Below are 16413 nucleotides of genomic sequence, written 5' to 3'. Positions count from 1 at the left end.
GAAAATTCACTTGGACCCGCGCCGCGCGCGTCCCTAATCTTGCGCCGTCCGCTGCCGCCACCGCCCACCGGGTGGCGCGCCGGACTTCACAAGAACGGAGACAAGCAGATGGCATGTGATCGAAGAACATTCCTCGGGGCCGCCGCGGCCGCCACTTTCGCGCCGGCGCTGGTGCGGGCGCAGGAGCAGCCGCTTCGCATCGTGGTTCCCTTCTCGGCGGGCAGCGGCACGGACGTGACCGCGCGTGCGCTGGGCGATGCGATCGTCAAGAGCAGCGGGCGCACCGTCATCGTCGACAACAAACCCGGCGCCGGCACGGTGCTCGGCTCGGTCGACGTGGCGCGCTCGCGCCCCGACGGCAACACCGTGCTCTACACCACGGGCGGCTACACCACCAGCGCGGTGCTGATCAAGAAGCTGCCCTTCGATCCGGTCGCGGACCTGCTGCCCATCACGCGGCTGGCGCTGTCCTCGGGCTTCGCGCTGCTGGTCGGCGAGAAGTCGCCGTACCGCTCGCTCGCGGAGTTCGTGGCGGCCGCCAAGGCCAGGCCGGGCCAGCTGAGCTTCGGCTCCTCGGGCGTGGGCAACACCACGCACGTGATGGGCGTGTTCTTCGGCAAGGGCGTGGGCGTGGACCTGCTGCACGTGCCGTTCAAGGGCTCGCCGACCAACGACCTGCTGGCGGGCACGGTCGACTGCGCCTTCCTCGCGCCGTCGACCGCGGGCTCGCAGATCCGCGCGGGCCGCCTGCGCGCGCTCGGGATCTCGGGCGGCCGGCGCTCGGCGCTGCTGCCCGAGGTCGCGACCTTCGCCGAACAGGGCTTCACGGTCGAGGACATCCCGGCCTGGTCGGGCCTGCTCGGTCCCGGAAAGATGGCGCCCGACGCGGTGCATGCGCTGCACGACACCATCGTCAAGGCGGCACGCACGCCCGCGCTGATCGCCTACATGCGCGACAACGGCGACGAGCCCGACCTGATGCCGCCCGAACCGTTCAGAGCCTATGTCACGGCCGAGATCGGGCGCTACCGCCGGCTGCTGCCGCCACTCGACATCCAGATCGGCTAGGAGCTGCCATGCCCGAATTCGTCGACCTCGGCGACGTCCGCACCGCCTTCGAGGTGGCGGGGGAAGGACCGCCGCTGCTGATGCTGCATGGCGCCGAAGGCAGCCGCCGGCAGTTCGCGCGCATCCTGCCGGCGCTGAGCGACCGCTACACCGTGATCCGCTACGACCAGCGCGACTGCGGCGACACGTCCGGCCCCGAGCGGGCACCGACGCTGATCGATCTCGCCGACGATGCGATGCAACTGCTCGAGGCCCTCGGGCACGCGAGCGCCTTCGTGTTCGGCACCTCGTTCGGCGGCAGGGTCGCGCAGGCCTTCGCGGTGCGCCATGCAAAGGCCGTGCGCCGGCTCGTGCTGGCGAGCACCTGGCCCCTGCCCGTCTCGCTCGCGCAGGCCAACGCCGAGGTGGCGCGCGAGATCGGCGTGCTGCGCGCGCAGTTGCCCGCGAGCGCCGAGCAGCTCGCGGCGCTGTTCTTTCCCGCGCCCTTCCTGGCCGAGCATCCTGTCTTCAGGGCGCATTTCGCTTCGGCACCCGCGCGCTCCGCACGCTCCGATCGCCGCGCCGCCGTGGTCGGCGATCAGCCCGCGCTCGCGCTGTCGCAGATCGATCGGCCCACGCTGCTCGTCGCGGGCGAACTCGATCGCGTGGTGCCGGCCGCGCTCACGCTATCGCTGGCGCAGCACATCCGCGACACGCGCTCGGTGCTGCTGCCCGGCGTGGGCCACCTGGGCACGGCCCAGGCCCCCGAGGCGCTCGCATTGCATCTGCGCGAGTTCCTGGCGTGAACCACGTTTTCTTTTCCATTCCCCTGTTCCGCGCCCCAGGGCGCATGGAGTCTTCGTTCGATGATTGATGTACCGGTCCTCGTCGTCGGTGGCGGTCCCGTGGGCCTCACCGCATCCCTGTATCTGTCGCTGTTCGGCATCGAGTCGCTGCTGGTCGAGCGTCATCCGGGCACCGCGATCCTTCCCAAGGCGCGGGCCCTCAATGCCCGCACCATGGAGATGTATCGCCAGATCGACCTGGAGGACGCCATCCGCGCCGTCGCCATGCCCGATCGCTTCGGCGGCACCATCCTCTGGTCCGAGAGCCTGGCCGGCCGCGAGATCAAGCGGCTGCATCCAGGCCGCGGATCGGCGGCCAACCAGGCCTTGTCGATCGCCGGCAACTGCGGCTGCTCGCAGGACATCCTCGAGCCGGTGCTGCGCCAGCGGGCCGAGGCGGCCGGTCCCGGCAGGCTTCGCTTCGGCACCGCGCTGCGCGAACTGAATTGCGACGCCGACGGCGTGACCGCCACCATCGAGGATGCCGAGGGCCGCGGCGAACAGGTGCGCGCGCGCTACCTGATCGCCGCCGACGGCTCGCAGAGCCGCATCCGGCAGCAGCTCGGGATCGGGCGCCGCGGCGAAGCCGATGTCTACGACAGCATCAACATCCACCTGCGTGCCGACCTCACGCCGTGGATCGCGGAGCGCCCGGCGGCGCTGTACCTGATCGAGCAGCCGGAATTGCGCGGCACCTTCCTGACGATCAACGGCAGCGATCGCTGGGGCTTCCTGGTCACCTCGCTGTCGCACTACGGCTTCACGCCCGAGCAGTTCACGCCCGCGTTCAGCACCGAGATCGTGCGCCGCGCGGTGGATGTAGCCGACCTCGCCGTCGAGGTCCTCGGCGTCAGCGCCTGGAAGGCTTCCGCGATGGTGGCCGAGCGCTACCGCGCGGGGCCGGTGTTCCTGGCCGGCGATGCCGCGCACGAGATGCCGCCGACCGGTGGCTTCGGCCTCAACACCGGCGTGCAGGATGCGCAGAACCTCGCATGGAAGCTGGCTGCGGTGCTGCGCGGCGAGGCCGGCGACGCGCTGCTCGACAGCTACGATGCCGAGCGCCGCCCGGTCGGCGAGGCCGTCACCCACACCAGCCTGCTCAACGCGCTGTCGATGGGGCGCACGGCGCGGCAGACCGAGGCCGTGCTGCCGCGCAAGGAGTTCCTCAACGAGATCGGCCTGGTGTTCGGCGCGCGCTACGCATCGCGCGCGGTCGTGTCGCAGGAAGAGCCCGCGCCGGTCGCGGATGCGATCGAGGCCTATGTGCCGAGCGCCACGCCCGGCTGCCGCGCGCCGCATGTCGCGCTGCGCAAGGCTTCGCGGAAGCTCTCGACCACCGACCTGCTGGGCCGGGGCTTCGTGCTGCTCACCGCGCCCGCGGGCTCGGCCTGGCGGGGCGCCGCGGACCGGCTCGAAGGGCCCCGTGTCGCCAATGCCGTCATCGGCGACGAGATCCGCGAGGAGGATGGTGGCGACTGGCTCGCGGCCTATGGCCTGCGCGAGGACGGCGCGGTCCTCGTGCGGCCCGACGGCCATGTGGCCTGGCGCTCGCCATCGGGCGCCGACGACCCGAAGGCCGCGCTGCAGGAGGTCATGAACGCCATCCTGTGCCGCGGCGCGGCGGCGCCCGGGAGCGCCGCATGAGCATGGAAGTCAGCGCCATCCATCACTTCACGGTCGGCTGCGCGGTCGAAGACCTGCCCGCGCTGCGCGACTTCTACGTGGGCACGCTGGGGCTGAAGGAGGGGCACCGCCCCGCGCTGCGTCATCCGGGCTACTGGCTGTATGCCGACGGGCACGCGATCGTGCATCTCAACGCGCTGCGGACGGTGTCGCCGCCGCGGGAGTGCGGCCCCTTCGATCACGTGGCCCTGAAGGCGCGCGGCCTCGAAGCCACGCGGCAGGCGCTGCGCGCGGCGAAGGTGCCCTTCAGCGAAACGCCGCTGACCGGGACTTCGCTGCACCAGGTCTTCCTCAGCGATCCGCTCGGGCTCAAGGTCGAGTTGAATTTCGATCTGGATCTCGAGGCCGGGTAGCCCGCTCCCGGCCATCGGCCTCCTGCCTGCGGGCGCCGCAGGCAGGGTTCGAACATGGGCTCAGCCCGGCGGCAACTCCAGGTCATGCACGATCTGCCCCGCCCCCATCGTGTTCACCGCCTCCGCCGGCACTTCCATCAGCACACGGCTGCGCTCGCCCGTGAAATGGATGGTGATGTGCTGCACCGGCCGCTTGCGCCGGTCGTGCAGCAGCCGCACCAGGCGCACCAGCGGCGCGCCGAGGTCCACGCGCAGGAGGCCGGCGAGCACGGGGTCGGCCGCGACGGCGGTCACCTCCTGGATCACGCGACCGAACTTGATGCCCTCGGCCATCAGGATCTCGAACAGGGCGCGCTTCTGCAACTCGGTGGCGGTCACGTTGCGCCCCACCTCCTGTGGCACCCAGGCATCGGTGACCATCATCGGCGTACCGTGCGCCGAACGCAGCCGCACCGCATGAACCGCGACGGCACCCGCCTCCAGCTGCAACTGCTGCGCCACCGTCGCCGGCGCCGGCGCGGTCTCGACCTTGAGCACGGTCACTTCGGTCTCGCGCGCCTGCCGGCCCAGCGATTCGATCAGGCCGAACGAGGGCTGCGGGCGCTGCGCGCGCGGCACGGCGCGCACGAAGGTGCCGCGGCCCGGCCGCTTCTCGACCAGCCCCAGGTGCTCCAGGTCCGACACGGCGCGCCGCACGGTGATGCGCGAGACGTCGAACTGGGCGCACAGCGCGTCCTCGGCCGGGATGAGTTCGCCCACGCCGTAGGCGCCCCGGGCGATCTGGTCGCGCAGCACCATGAAGAGCTGCCGGTGCAGCGCGGTGCCGGGTTCGCGGCGCAGTTGGGAAGGATTCGGTGTGTCCATGGAGAGCAGTGCTTCGGCCGCGCGGGCCGCCCGCGCGTTCGGCCGATTGTGCCCGCCCATTCAGGCATACCCTAACAACGTCGAAAGGTTATAGCATTATGATGTCATCACTAAATCACTTCGACGCCCTGTTCCATGACCACCGCCCACGACCTGCGCCAGCTGCTCTCCCGTCCCGAACTCGTCGTCGCCCCCGGCGCCTATGACGGCATGACCGCGAAGATGGTCGAGGCGGCCGGCTTCGCCTGCGTCTACATGACCGGCGCCGGCGCCTCGGCCGCGCGCGGCTTTCCAGACTACGGCCTGCTGTCGATGAACGAGATGGCCGAGGCCGCGGGCGTGCTGGCGCGCTCGGTCGGCGTGCCGGTCATCGCCGATGCCGACACCGGCTACGGCAACGAGCTCAACGTGACGCGCACCGTGCGCGAGTACGAGATGCGCGGGGTGGCCGGGCTGCACATCGAGGACCAGGTCGCGCCCAAGCGCTGCGGCCACCTCGACGGTAAGGAGGTGATTCCGCGCGACCAGTTCGTCGCCAAGATCCGCGCCGCCCTCGCCGCCCGGCACGACCCGGCCTTCCTGGTGATCGCGCGCACCGATGCGCGCGCGATGCTCGGGCTCGACGAGGCGGTGGAACGCGCGCGCGAGGCGCTGGCCGCCGGCGCCGACATGGTGTTCGTCGAGGCCGCGCAGTCGATGGAGGAACTGGCCGCGATCCCGCGGCGGGTCGAGGGCCCGTGCCTGCTCAACATCGTGCGCGGTGGCAAGACGCCCGACCTCGACCTCGCGACGGCGCAGCAGATGGGCTATCGCCTCGCGATCCTGCCGAGCCTGCTGATCGGCGCCGCGGCCTCGGCCTGCGAACAGGCGCTGTCGGCCCTGCGCAGCACGGGCCAGCCGCCGAGCTCGGCGCATGCGCCCGGCGTGGCCGAACGCTTCCGGCGCCTGGGCGCCGCGGAGTGGGATGCGCTGCGCACGCGCTTCCAGGCGGCGGAATGACGGCCATGACGACACCCTCCGCCACCGCGCCGCGCACGCTGTTCGACAAGGTCTGGGACGCGCACGTGGTCCAGCCCCTGCCCGACGGCTGGGACCTGCTGCACATCGACCGCCACCTGCTGCACGACCTCTCGGGCACCGCCGGCCTGCGCGAGCTGGCCGAGCGCGGCCTGCCGGTGCGCAATCCCGAGCTGGCCTTCGCCACGCCCGACCATGCCGTCTCGAGCGCGCCGGGCCGCACCGGCCAGAGCTTCGCGGGCGGCGTGCATCTGTACCAGGGCCTCAAGCTGCTGACGCGCGGCGCCGGCATCCGCCTGTTCGACCTGGGCCAGCCCGGCCAGGGCATCGTGCATGTGATGGGACCGGAACTCGGCATCGTGCAGCCCGGCATGACGCTGATCTGCGGCGACAGCCACACCTGCACCAACGGCGCCCTCGGTGCGATCGCCTTCGGCGTGGGTTCTTCGGAGGTCACGCATGCGCTCGCGAGCCAGACGCTGGTGCTGCGCCGGCCGCGCACCCTGCGCGTGCACTTCGACGGACTGCCGGGTGCCGGCGTGGGCGCCAAGGACCTCGCGCTCGCGATGATCGCCCGGCTCGGCGCCAGCGCGGGCACGGGCTTCGCGGTGGAGTACGCCGGCGAGGCGGTGCGTGCGATGGAGATCGAGCAGCGCATGACGCTGTGCAATCTCTCGATCGAACTGGGCGCGCGCATCGGCATGGTGGCGCCCGACGCGAAGACCGAGGCCTATCTGCGCGGACGCGACTTCGCGCCGCCCGAGGCGCGCTTCGCCGAAGCGGCTGCGTATTGGCGCGGCCTTCCGAGCGACCCCGGTGCGGTCTACGCGCGCGAAGCGCGGGTCGACGCGAGCGCCGTGGCGCCCACGCTGACCTGGGGCACGAGCCCGGAGCATGCGATCGCCATCGACGCGCGCATCCCCGATCCCGCCGATGCCACCGACGCCTCGCAGCGCCAGGCCTGGCAGGGCGCGCTCGACTACATGGGGCTCGCGGCCGGCGCGCCGCTGCAGGGCCAGCGCGTGGACCGCGTGTTCATCGGCTCGTGCACCAACTCCCGGCTGTCGGACCTGCGCGAGGCCGCGGCGCTGCTGCGCGGCCGTCGCGTGGCCTCGCATGTGCGGGCCTGGGTGGTGCCGGGTTCGGAGAACGTCAAGCGCGCGGCCGAGCGCGAAGGCCTGGACCGGCTGTTCCGCGAAGCCGGCTTCGAATGGCGCGAGCCGGGCTGCAGCATGTGCGTGGCCGCCAATGGCGAGCAGGCCGCACCGGGCGAGCGCGTGGTCTCGACCTCGAACCGCAACTTCGTCGGCCGCCAGGGCCCGGGTGCGCGCACCCACCTCGCCAGCCCGGCCAGCGCCGTCGCGGCCGCGCTGGCCGGTGCCATCGCCGATCCACGGAGCCTCTGAACATGCAGCCCTTCACCCTCCTGCGCGGCGCCGCGGCGCCGCTTTCCATCGACAACGTCGACACCGACCTGATCGTGCGCATCGAGCGCCTCACCAGCCTCGCGCGCGGCGAGCTCGGCCCGTGGGCCTTCGAGGCCCTGCGCTTTCGCGCCGACGGCGGCGAAGACCCGGACTTCGTGCTCAACCAGCCGCGCTGGCGCGAGGCACCGATCCTGGTGGCCGGCCGCAACTTCGGCTGCGGATCGTCGCGCGAGGGCGCCGTGTGGGCGCTGCTGGCGCGCGGCATCCGCTGCGTGATCGCCGAGAGCTTCGGCGACATCTTCCACGCCAACTGCTTCCAGAACGGCGTGCTGCCGATCCGCCTCGCGCCCTCCGAACTCGCGCGCGCCCATGCGGCCTGCAGCGCCGAAGGGCCGTGGCAGGTCGACCTGCGCACGCAATGCATCACGCTGCCCGACGGCGCCGAACTGCCCTTCGAGGTCGATCCGCTGCGCCGCGAAGCCCTGCTCGAAGGGCTGGACGACATCGGCCGCACGCTCAAGCTGCGCGGCGCCGTCGATGCCTGGCAGGCGCGCGACCGCGCGGCCCGCCCCTGGGCCTGGCCGGCGGCTGCCGTGCCGCAATCCTGACCACCGGAGACCGCCTCTCATGTTCGACACATCCCTTCGCTCGCTGTCGCGCCGCTGGCTGCCCGCGCTCTGCGCGGCCTGCGGCCTCGGCGCCGCCTCGGCCCAGGCCCAGACCGCCTGGGCGCCGCAACGCCCGGTCACGCTGGTCGTGCCCTACAACCCCGGCGGCGGCACCGACGCCACCGCGCGCGCCGTCGCGAGCCGGCTGTCGGTGCTGTGGAAGCAGCCGGTGCTGGTCGAGAACCTCGGCGGCGCCGACGGCCTGATCGGCACCCGGCGCGTGATCGAGGCCGCGCCCGACGGCTACACGCTGCTGTTCCAGGTGCCCTCGCTGCTGCTGATGAAGTACCAGCGCAGCCTCAAGGCGATCGATCCCGTGACCCGGCTCACGCCCGTGACCGCGGTGGCGACCTCGCCGACCGCGCTGGTGATGACGGCCACCCTGCCCTTCAAGACCCTGCCCGAGCTCATCGCCCATTGCCGCACCAGGCCCTGCAACGCGGGCAGCGGAGAGAACAGCTCCAAGGTGCGGGCACAGAAGTTCGCGGCCGATTACCAGCTGCGCGACCTCGCGGTCGTCAACTACAAGGGCACCTCGCCGATCGTGGGCGACCTGGTCTCGGGCAATCTCACGATGGCCTTCACCGGCATCACGGCCGCGATGCCGCTGCACAAGGCCGGGCGCGTGCGCATCCTCGTGACCAACGGCGAACGGCGCGCGCAGGCGCTGCCCGAGGTGCCGACCAGCCTCGAGGCCGGCTGGCCCGACTCCTATTCGGTGACCTGGTACGGCGTGTTCGCGCCCAAGGGAACGCCGAGCGCGATCGCGCGCGCCATCGCCGATGCCACGCGCGAAGCCGGCAAGGACGCCCATGTGCGCGAGGCGCTGGCGGTCGCGGGGGCGGAGCCGGCCTTCACGAGCCCGGCCGACTTCGAGACCATGATCCGCGAGGACGATGCGCGCCTCGCTGCGCTGGTCAAGCGCTTCCCGCTCGAGGACTGAGGCGATGCAAGTCATGGGCGAACAGGTCGGCGTGGCGTGCACCGTGCTGCGCGGCGGCACCAGCAAGGGCCTCTACTTCAACGCCGCCGACCTGCCGCCCGCGGGCGCGCGGCGCGACCGCCTGCTGATGGCGCTGCTCGGCGCGCACGACCTGCTGCAGATCGACGGCCTCGGCGGCTCGCGGCTGGTCACGGCCAAGCTCGCGATCGTCGGGCCACCCACGCATCCCGAGGCCGACGTGGACTACACCTACGGCATCGTGCCGCCGGGCGAGGGCCGCGTGGTCTTCACGAGCAACTGCGGCAACATCTCGGCGGGCGTGGGGCCGTTCGCGATCGATGCGGGGCTGGTGCCCGCCGAAGGCCCGGTGGCGCGCGTGCGCATCCACAACACGAACACCGGCAAGCTGCTGGTGGCGCATGTGCCCGTGGCCGACGGCCATGCGCGCGTGCACGGCGACTTCGCGATTCCCGGCGTGCCCGGCACCGGCGCACGGATCTTCATGGACTACCGCGCCACCATCGGCGCCAAGACCGGCCGCGGCATGCCCACGGGCCGCGCGCGCGACGAGATCGCGCTCGACGATGGGCGGCGCTTCGAGGTCAGCCTCTGCGACGTCGGCAATCCCTGCGTCTTCGTCGCGGCCGATGCCCTGGGTCTCTCGGGCACCGAGCTGCCGAACGCGATCGATGCCGATGCCGCGCTGCTGTCGACCTTGAAGGCCCTGCGTGCGCGCGCGGCCGCCCTGCTCGGCCTGTGCGACCACTGGCGCGAGGCCGACAGCGTGTCGCCCGCGCTGCCGCTGGTCGTGATCGTCGCGCCGCCCACCGCCTATGCCGATGCGCAGGGCCGCGCCGTGACGGCCGCGCAGGTCGACCTGTGCGCGCGGCTGGTGTTCTACGGCCGCTGCCACGAGAGCATGGCGGGCACCGGCGCGATCTGCACCGCGGCCTGCGCGAGCGTCGAGGGCTCGGTGGTGCATGCGGCGGCACGCTGCGCCAGCGAACGCGTCGTGCCCGACAGCCTGCACATCGGCCATCCGCTCGGCGCGATGCGTGTCGACGTGCAGGGGCGCTGCGAGGCTTCGCGGCCATTGGCCTTCGAGGCGCTGGGCTTCGCACGCACGGCGCGCCGCCTGATGGACGGCACGGCCTGGGTGCCGCGGTCGGTGCTGGACCCGGCCTGAGCCCTCGTCGATTCCCCCAACAACATTCCAAAGGAGACTTCATGCAACCCGATTCCTCCCGCCGCCGCTTCCTCGGGCAGTGCGCGGCCGCGGCCACCGCCGCCTCGCTTGCTCCCTCGTTCGCATGGGCGCAGGGCGACACCTATCCCTCGCGGCCGATCCGCATCGTCGTTGGCTACCCACCCGGACAGACCGTGGACACCGGCGCGCGCGCCCTGTCGATCGCGCTCGCGGACATCCTCGGCAAGCCGGTGTTCGTCGACAACAAGGCAGGTGCCAACGGCATCCTCGGCGCGCAGGACGTGCGCAACGCGGCACCCGACGGCTACACGCTGCTGCTGGGCACCTCGGGCCAGCTGGCGATCAATCCCTCGATCTATGCCAAGCCCGGCTACGACCCGGTCAAGGACTTCGCGCCCGTCATGCTCAACGGCGTGGGCCGGCTCTACGTGGTGGTGCCCGCCGCGTCGCCGTTCAACACGCTGGCCGACCTCGTGGCCTATGCCAAGGCCCATCCGGGCAAGCTCAACTACGGATCGGGCGGGCGCGGCATCACGGCCAACCTCGCGATGGAGATGCTCAAGAAGGCGGCCGGCGCCGATATCGTGCACGTGCCCTACAAGGGCTCGTCGGCCGCGCTCACCGACCTCATCGGCAGCCAGATCGACGTGATGATGGACGCGGGCGGGCTGGTGCTGCCGCAGGTGCGCCAGGGCAAGCTCAAGGTGCTGGGCGTGTCGAGCAAGGGCCGCTACAAGGAGCTGCCGCAGGTTCCCACCATCGCCGAGCAGGGCTATTCAGGCTTCGAGGTCGCGTCGTGGACCGCCGTGCTGGCCCCGGCCGGCACGCCGCCCGCCGTGGTCGAGAAGCTCAACAAGGCGCTGCTCCAGGCGCAGCGCCGCCCCGACGTGATCCGCTCGGCCGAGACCTCGGGCAGCGAGCTCGAGGGCGGGTCGCCCGAGCAGCTCAAGGCCTTCCTGGTGGCCGAGAACCGCAAGTGGGGCGAGGCCGCGCGTGCCGCGGGCGTCACGCCGGAGTGAGCCATGGTGCATGACGACTCGAGCACCTTCGGCGAACAGCATGGCGTGCCCTGCGTGCTGATGCGCGGCGGCACCAGCAAGGCGCTGTTCTTCCACCTGCGCCACGTGCCGCCGCCGGGCCCGGCGCGCGACGCCTTCCTCAAGCGCGCCATGGGCACGCCCGACCCGCTGCAGATCGACGGCATGGGCGGCTCGCGGCTGGTCACGTCCAAGGTGGCGCTGATCGGTCCGTCGACGCGGCCCGATGCCGATGTCGACTACACCTTCGCGCAGTGCGACGTGGAGCGCGACCTGATCGGCTACGACGCCAACTGCGGCAACATCTCCTCGGCCGTGGGGCCGTTCGCGGTCGACGAGGGGCTGGTCGAGGCGGTCGAGCCGCTGACCGTGGTGCGCATCCACAACACGAACACGGGCACCGTGCTGGTCGCACGCGTGCAGGTGCGCGACGGCAAGGCGCGCGTGACGGGCGACTGCGCCATCGCGGGCGTGCCGGGCACCGGGGCCGAGATCCTCATGGACTACACCGACACGCGCGGTGCCAAGACGGGCCGCCTGTTGCCGACGGGCCAGCCGGTCGACGCGATCGCGCTGGAGGACGGACGCGAGGTGCGGGTCTCGATCGTCGATGCGGCCACGCCCTGCGTCTTCATCGCGGCCGAGTCGCTCGGGCTCCACGGCGACGAGCTGCCGCCCGCGATCGGCGGCGACCGCGCGCTGATCGAGACCATCGGCGAGATCCAGGCCAGGGCCGGCGAGCGCATCGGGCTCTACGCGCATTGGCGGGACGTGCATCTGCCGGGCCTGCCGCTGGCCGTGATCGTGGCACCGGCCGGGCACGAGGACAGCGATCTGCGCGCGCGCCTCGTGTTCCTCGGCAAGTGCCACGACAGCATGGCGGGCACGGGGTCGATCTGCACCGCGGCGGCCTCGCGCGTTCCGGGCACGCTGGTCCATGCGGCCGCGGGCGACCGGCTGCGTGGCGAGGTGCTGCGCATCGGTCATCCGCTGGGCGTGATGGCGGTCAAGGTCGTCGCGCAGCCCGGTGCGGCGCTGCCTCAGTTCACGGCGCTGGGCCTTCAGCGCACGGCGCGACGCTTGATGGAGGGCGTGGTCTACGTGCCGGCCGAAACGGCGTGAACGCCGTGCTCAGGCGCCGTCCGGCAGCTGCGCGAGGCCCGCGTGCTCGCGCGCATACCGCGTCGGCGGCAGCCCGACGTGCCGCGCGAACGCGCTGCTGAAGGTGTTCGCGGCGTTGTAGCCCACGCGCTGTGCGATCTCGGCCACGCTGCCCGCGTTGCGTCGCAGCAGGTCCTTCGCGAGCGCCATGCGCCAGGCCAGCAGGTACTCCATCGGTGCCACGCCGACCGTGCGGCCGAAGCGCTCGAAGAAGGTCGAGCGCGAGAGCGCGGCCTCGTGCGCGAGTTCGGCCACCGTCCAGTCCTGCGCCGGGCGTTCGTGCATCGCGCGGATCGCGGCCGCGAGCCGCGGCTCGGCGAGGCCGCGCGCCAGCCCCGACGAGGCATTGGTTCCGCCGGTGGAGCGCAGCGCCTCGATCAGCAGCAGTTCCAGCAGCCGCGCCAGCACGAGCTCGCGCGCGGGCCGCTGCTCGCGCGACTCCTCGCGCACGAACTGCACCAGCATCGCGAGCCGCTCCTCGCCGCGCACGTGCACGAATTGCGGCAGCAGCGACACCAGCAGCGAGGCATCGGGCGAATCGAAGCTGCAGTGGCCCGCGAGCATGCGCAGGTCGATCGCACCCCGTGCATCGCCGACCCTGAATTCGCCGTTGCCCAGCGGCACCGGCGGCGCGGTTTGCACGCCCGGCGGTGGCGGCTCGAGGCTGGAGAGCGCGATGTGCCGGGCGGCGGGCACCAGCACGAAGTCGCCCGATTGCAGCTCGAGCGCCTCGCCCCCGTCGACCGCGAGGCGGCAGCCGCCCTCGAGGATCACGCAGTAGAAGGGTTCGCCCGCATCGGAGCGCTCGATGCGCCAGGGGCTGGCGCCGAACACGCGCTTGGAGAAGCGCGCGCTCGGCCGCAGCAGCATGACCACTTCGGCCAGGGGATCCACCATGTTCGGACGATTCCTGATGAGACTCGGACTCGGGATCGTAGCAAGTCCGGCCCTGGCGACCTATCGTCAGGCATCGATCACTCCCTTTCTCATCAAGGATCTCCATGACCCGGACCGTTCTCATCACCGGCTGCTCCTCGGGCTTCGGCCTCGAAACCGCGCGTTATTTCCTGGACCGCGACTGGCAGGTCGTCGCGACCATGCGCACCCCGCGCACCGACCTGCTGCCCGCATCGCCGCGCCTGCGCGTGCTCGCGCTCGACGTCACCGATCCACGCAGCATCGCGCATGCCGTGGAAGCCGCCGGCCCCATCGACGTGCTCGTCAACAACGCGGGCTTCGGCGCGGCCTCGCCGGCCGAGCTCACGCCGCTGGCCACCGTGCGCCAGCTCTTCGAGACCAACACCTTCGGCACCCTCGCGCTGATGCAGGCGGTGCTGCCCCAGTTCCGGCAGCGCCGCGCGGGCGTGGTGGTCAACGTCACCTCGAGCGTGACGCTGAAGGCGCTGCCGCTGATCGCGGCCTACCGCGCGAGCAAGATGGCGGTCAATGCCTTCACCGAGTCGATGGCGATCGAGCTCGAGCCGCTGGGCGTGCGGCTGCGGCTGGTGCTGCCGGGCCGCTCGCCCGAGACGCGTTTCGGCGACAACGCACGCGCGCACATGGCGGGCTTCGATCACGAGGACTATGCGGAGCTCGCGCGGAAAGTCTTCGCGGAATTCCAGGACACGTCCGCCCCGACCACCCATGCGCTCGACGTCGCCGAGGCCGTGTGGCGCGCGGCCACCGATCCCGCGGCGCCGATGCGCATCCCGGCCGGCGCCGATGCCGTCGCATGGGCGGCCGAGGCGCGCTGAGCCATACCCGTTCGGCGCACAGGCCGATTCGCGAGGCATCGCGCAAGCGGCTGCTATCCTCGGCGCGCTCCATGCATCGTGCATCGAGACTCGCCGAGGACGACTTCGGCGCTGACGCACACCGAGGGACGGCCCTGCAACCTTGTCGAGGTGTTGCCATGGCCGAACTCCTTCGGGTCCTGCGGACCCTGCATCGAACGCTGCACGCGCAGCCGATGCCGCGCCCCCTCCTCTTTCGCTGCATCGCAGTCACGCCCGGCCTAGTGCGGCTCGGCTATCGCCTGCGACCGTCGCGGGCTTGCGCGCATCGGCGAGGTGCCCGGTGATCGGCGCCGGCGGCTGGATGGGGCTGGTGCTCGCGGCGGGCATCGGCTATGCCGCCTGGGCGGCGAAACGCGATGGATGCGAGCAACGCGACGTCAAGGCGTTGCGTATCGGCAGCGGGCTCTGCCTGTTCGCGGCGGCGGTCGTCACCGCGCTGGAACTGCTGCTGGCGGCGGACTGAGACGGGCCGGCCCGCGCTCAATTCGGCGGCGGGGTCTTCAGGAACTGCGGATTGCGCCGTGCCTTCGTGGCCTGTTCGAAGCCGTAGGCGATCGACAGCAGCTTCGGTTCGCTCCAGCGCGTGCCGACGAGATGGATCCAGGTCGGCATGCCGCGGCTGTCCATGCCGGCGGGCACCGAGATGGCGGGGTAGCCCGCCATGGCACCGCTGCGCCCCGGCGTGAGGATGGCATCCACGCCGTTGGCCTGCAGCACGCGGTCGATCTCGGCCGCGACGCGCGCCTTCTGCTCCCGCGCCTTCCGTTCGTAGGTGGCCTCGTCGGCCTTCAGCAACCGGACGGCTTCGTCGATCGATCGCTGCGGATAGGGCTTGCCCCCGGGATCGAGGGGCGCGGTCTTGTTGAAGGCCTGGAGTTCCTCGATGGTCTTGACGGGAATGCCGCGCCGGGTGGCGAGGTAGGCATTCAGTTCACGGCCGAAGTAGTACGACAGCAGTGTCGTTTCCTCGGGCGCGGATTCATCGGGCAGGTCCACCTCCACCACGATGGCGCCCGCATTTCGCATGGCATCGATGGCCTTGGGAAAGTCCGGGAACAGCATCGCGCCGATGCTCGAGAGGAAGACCGAGGGATAGCCGACGCGCCGGCCCTCGAGCCCGCCGGACCGCAGGAACTGCGTGTAGTCCACCGCGTGGGTCCGTGCATCGGCGGTGGCTGCATCCTTCGGATCGCTGGCCGCCATCGCCGAGAGCAGGATCGCCGCGTCGCGCACCGTGCGTGCCATGGGGCCCGCCGTGTCCTGCGTGCTCGCGAGCGGAACGATGCCGGTCCTGCTGACCAGGCCGAGCGTGGGCCGGATCCCGACGATGCCGTTGGTCGCCGCCGGGCAAAGGATCGAGCCCTCGGTTTCGGTGGCGACCGCGAGGGGCGCGAAGCCCGCGGCCACCACCACGGCCGAGCCCGCGCTCGACCCGCAGGGGCTCTGGTCGAGCACATGGGGGTTCGCGGTCTGCCCGCCCCGCCCGCTCCAGCCGGCGTCCAGTGCGCTGTCGCGATAGCCGGCCCATTCGCTGAGGTTCGCCTTGCCCAGGATGACCGCGCCGGCATCGCGCAGCCGGCTGGCGACGAAGGCATCGCGGGTCGCGGGCTGTCCCACCATGGCCAGCGATCCCGCCGAGGTCTGCATCCGGTCGCCGGTGTCGATGTTGTCCTTGAGGAACAGCGGGATGCCGTGCAGCGGACCGCGCGACTTGCCGCTCGCGCGCTCCGCATCGAGTTGCTCGGCGATGGCCAGCGCATCGGGATTGAGCTCGATGACGGCGTTGAGGGTGGGCCCGCGCTTGTCGAGCATGTCGACGCGCTTCAGCAGGTAGGCCACCATGTCCCGCGAAGTGGCGCCCTGCGCCGCCTTCTCGGCGAGGCCCGCGATGTCGGCGTACTCGATGCCTTCGAGCGAGGGTGGGACCACGGCGGGGCCGACCGGTGCGACAGGCACCACGGATTCGACGCCGGTGCCATCGGTCGTCGCAGGCGGCGCCGCGGCGAACGGCGCGATCCTGGCGCCATCCCCACCGCCGCACGCCCAGAGCACGAGGCCGCAGAGCAGCACGCAACCGATCCTCGCGGCCGACACGACGCGGCGCGGACGAACATCATTCTTCACTTTCACTCCTTGTGGATCGTGGGGAAACGAGGCGAGGGTCGCGGCACGCGGCGGCGACCTCAAGGCTTGCAGTTCGCATCGGTAGCTGGCGGGATCACCGGCGCGATGGTTCCGGGCCCGATGGCCGCTGGCAGGATGCGGGTGCTGCCTCCGTCGCCACCGCCGCAGGCGCTGAGCACGAGGCAAAGAAGCAGCGCGCACGCGCGCCGCGCAAGGATCGCGGATTGGATCGGCATGAGGA

Annotated in this window: 17 protein-coding genes; 13 read left to right on the top strand and 4 right to left on the bottom strand. The window is 71.7% G+C overall.

What is annotated here, in order from left to right:
- Positions 1 to 108: 108 nt before the first annotated feature.
- The 4 genes from ACEN9J_RS32590 to ACEN9J_RS32575 are packed head-to-tail and all read left to right on the top strand — an operon-like array spanning position 109 to position 3928.
- Entirely contained in the window at positions 109 to 1068 is a 960-nt protein-coding gene (locus ACEN9J_RS32590; RefSeq protein WP_413765334.1) for a Bug family tripartite tricarboxylate transporter substrate binding protein, read from the top strand.
- Positions 1069 to 1076: 8 nt separating this feature from the next.
- A complete protein-coding gene (locus tag ACEN9J_RS32585) occupies positions 1077 to 1853 on the top strand; it encodes an alpha/beta fold hydrolase (protein WP_296735714.1) in 777 nt (258 codons plus the stop codon).
- 60 nt (positions 1854 to 1913) lie between these two features.
- On the top strand, positions 1914 to 3536 hold the full coding sequence (locus tag ACEN9J_RS32580; protein ID WP_296735713.1) for an FAD-dependent monooxygenase: 1623 nt from the start codon (positions 1914 to 1916) through the stop codon (positions 3534 to 3536).
- Positions 3533 to 3928 (top strand): VOC family protein, encoded by a 396-nt coding sequence (locus ACEN9J_RS32575; RefSeq protein ID WP_057598058.1) that lies wholly within the window; start codon positions 3533 to 3535, stop codon positions 3926 to 3928. Before ACEN9J_RS32580 ends, ACEN9J_RS32575 begins: the two co-directional genes overlap by 4 nt.
- A 60-nt stretch (positions 3929 to 3988) precedes the next feature.
- Here ACEN9J_RS32575 and ACEN9J_RS32570 read toward each other — a convergent pair whose 3' ends face one another.
- Positions 3989 to 4792 carry a GntR family transcriptional regulator gene (locus ACEN9J_RS32570; RefSeq protein ID WP_296735709.1) on the bottom strand — a complete coding sequence of 268 codons (804 nt, stop codon included), beginning with the start codon at positions 4790 to 4792 and terminating at the stop codon, positions 3989 to 3991.
- A 135-nt stretch (positions 4793 to 4927) separates the two neighbouring features.
- Here ACEN9J_RS32570 and ACEN9J_RS32565 point away from each other — a divergent pair, with 135 nt between their 5' ends.
- Genes ACEN9J_RS32565 through ACEN9J_RS32535 form a run of 7 tightly spaced genes read left to right on the top strand, consistent with a single transcriptional unit; the run spans position 4928 to position 12213 of the window.
- Positions 4928 to 5791 carry an isocitrate lyase/PEP mutase family protein gene (locus tag ACEN9J_RS32565; protein ID WP_261210584.1) on the top strand — a complete coding sequence of 288 codons (864 nt, stop codon included), beginning with the start codon at positions 4928 to 4930 and terminating at the stop codon, positions 5789 to 5791.
- Positions 5792 to 5796: 5 nt separating this feature from the next.
- Positions 5797 to 7215, top strand: a complete 1419-nt coding sequence (locus ACEN9J_RS32560) for a 3-isopropylmalate dehydratase large subunit (protein WP_296735707.1) — start codon at positions 5797 to 5799, stop codon at positions 7213 to 7215.
- A gap of 2 nt (positions 7216 to 7217) precedes the next feature.
- Positions 7218 to 7844 carry a 3-isopropylmalate dehydratase small subunit gene (gene leuD, locus ACEN9J_RS32555; protein ID WP_296735705.1) on the top strand — a complete coding sequence of 209 codons (627 nt, stop codon included), beginning with the start codon at positions 7218 to 7220 and terminating at the stop codon, positions 7842 to 7844.
- 19 nt (positions 7845 to 7863) lie between these two features.
- Positions 7864 to 8847, top strand: a complete 984-nt coding sequence (locus ACEN9J_RS32550) for a Bug family tripartite tricarboxylate transporter substrate binding protein (protein WP_057591879.1) — start codon at positions 7864 to 7866, stop codon at positions 8845 to 8847.
- Positions 8848 to 8851: 4 nt separating this feature from the next.
- The gene (locus tag ACEN9J_RS32545) at positions 8852 to 10033 is read left to right on the top strand and encodes a 2-methylaconitate cis-trans isomerase PrpF family protein (RefSeq protein WP_296735703.1); all 1182 of its coding nucleotides are present in this window, start codon (positions 8852 to 8854) and stop codon (positions 10031 to 10033) included.
- A 41-nt stretch (positions 10034 to 10074) separates the two neighbouring features.
- Positions 10075 to 11073: a Bug family tripartite tricarboxylate transporter substrate binding protein gene (locus ACEN9J_RS32540; protein WP_296735701.1), complete on the top strand. Its 999-nt coding sequence runs from the start codon at positions 10075 to 10077 to the stop codon at positions 11071 to 11073.
- Positions 11074 to 11076: 3 nt separating this feature from the next.
- Complete coding sequence (locus ACEN9J_RS32535; RefSeq protein ID WP_413765333.1) at positions 11077 to 12213, top strand: 2-methylaconitate cis-trans isomerase PrpF family protein; 1137 nt, start codon at positions 11077 to 11079, stop codon at positions 12211 to 12213.
- 9 nt (positions 12214 to 12222) lie between these two features.
- Here ACEN9J_RS32535 and ACEN9J_RS32530 read toward each other — a convergent pair whose 3' ends face one another.
- Positions 12223 to 13149, bottom strand: coding sequence for an AraC family transcriptional regulator (locus ACEN9J_RS32530; RefSeq protein WP_261210577.1), 927 nt, complete (start codon positions 13147 to 13149; stop codon positions 12223 to 12225).
- A 104-nt stretch (positions 13150 to 13253) separates the two neighbouring features.
- On the opposite strand from ACEN9J_RS32530, the gene ACEN9J_RS32525 reads away from it, so the two are divergent.
- A complete protein-coding gene (locus ACEN9J_RS32525; protein WP_413765332.1) occupies positions 13254 to 14006 on the top strand; it encodes an SDR family oxidoreductase in 753 nt (250 codons plus the stop codon).
- Between the two features lie 322 nt (positions 14007 to 14328).
- Positions 14329 to 14511, top strand: a complete 183-nt coding sequence (locus ACEN9J_RS32520) for a hypothetical protein (RefSeq protein WP_057591873.1) — start codon at positions 14329 to 14331, stop codon at positions 14509 to 14511.
- Between the two features lie 17 nt (positions 14512 to 14528).
- Here the strand turns inward: ACEN9J_RS32520 and ACEN9J_RS32515 are convergent, their stop codons facing one another.
- Both ACEN9J_RS32515 and ACEN9J_RS32510 read right to left on the bottom strand, forming a co-directional pair.
- Positions 14529 to 16172, bottom strand: coding sequence for an amidase family protein (locus ACEN9J_RS32515; RefSeq protein WP_216087298.1), 1644 nt, complete (start codon positions 16170 to 16172; stop codon positions 14529 to 14531).
- Positions 16173 to 16231: 59 nt separating this feature from the next.
- Positions 16232 to 16408 (bottom strand): hypothetical protein, encoded by a 177-nt coding sequence (locus ACEN9J_RS32510; protein WP_172705291.1) that lies wholly within the window; start codon positions 16406 to 16408, stop codon positions 16232 to 16234.
- Between the last annotated feature and the right edge of the window lie 5 nt (positions 16409 to 16413).

The sequence above is a fragment of the Variovorax sp. Varisp41 genome (genome assembly GCF_047325085.1).
Classification (GTDB): Bacteria; Pseudomonadota; Gammaproteobacteria; order Burkholderiales; family Burkholderiaceae_C; genus Variovorax.
Note: the sequence above shows the minus strand (reverse complement) of the source record. Positions and strands in the feature narration are given on the sequence as shown.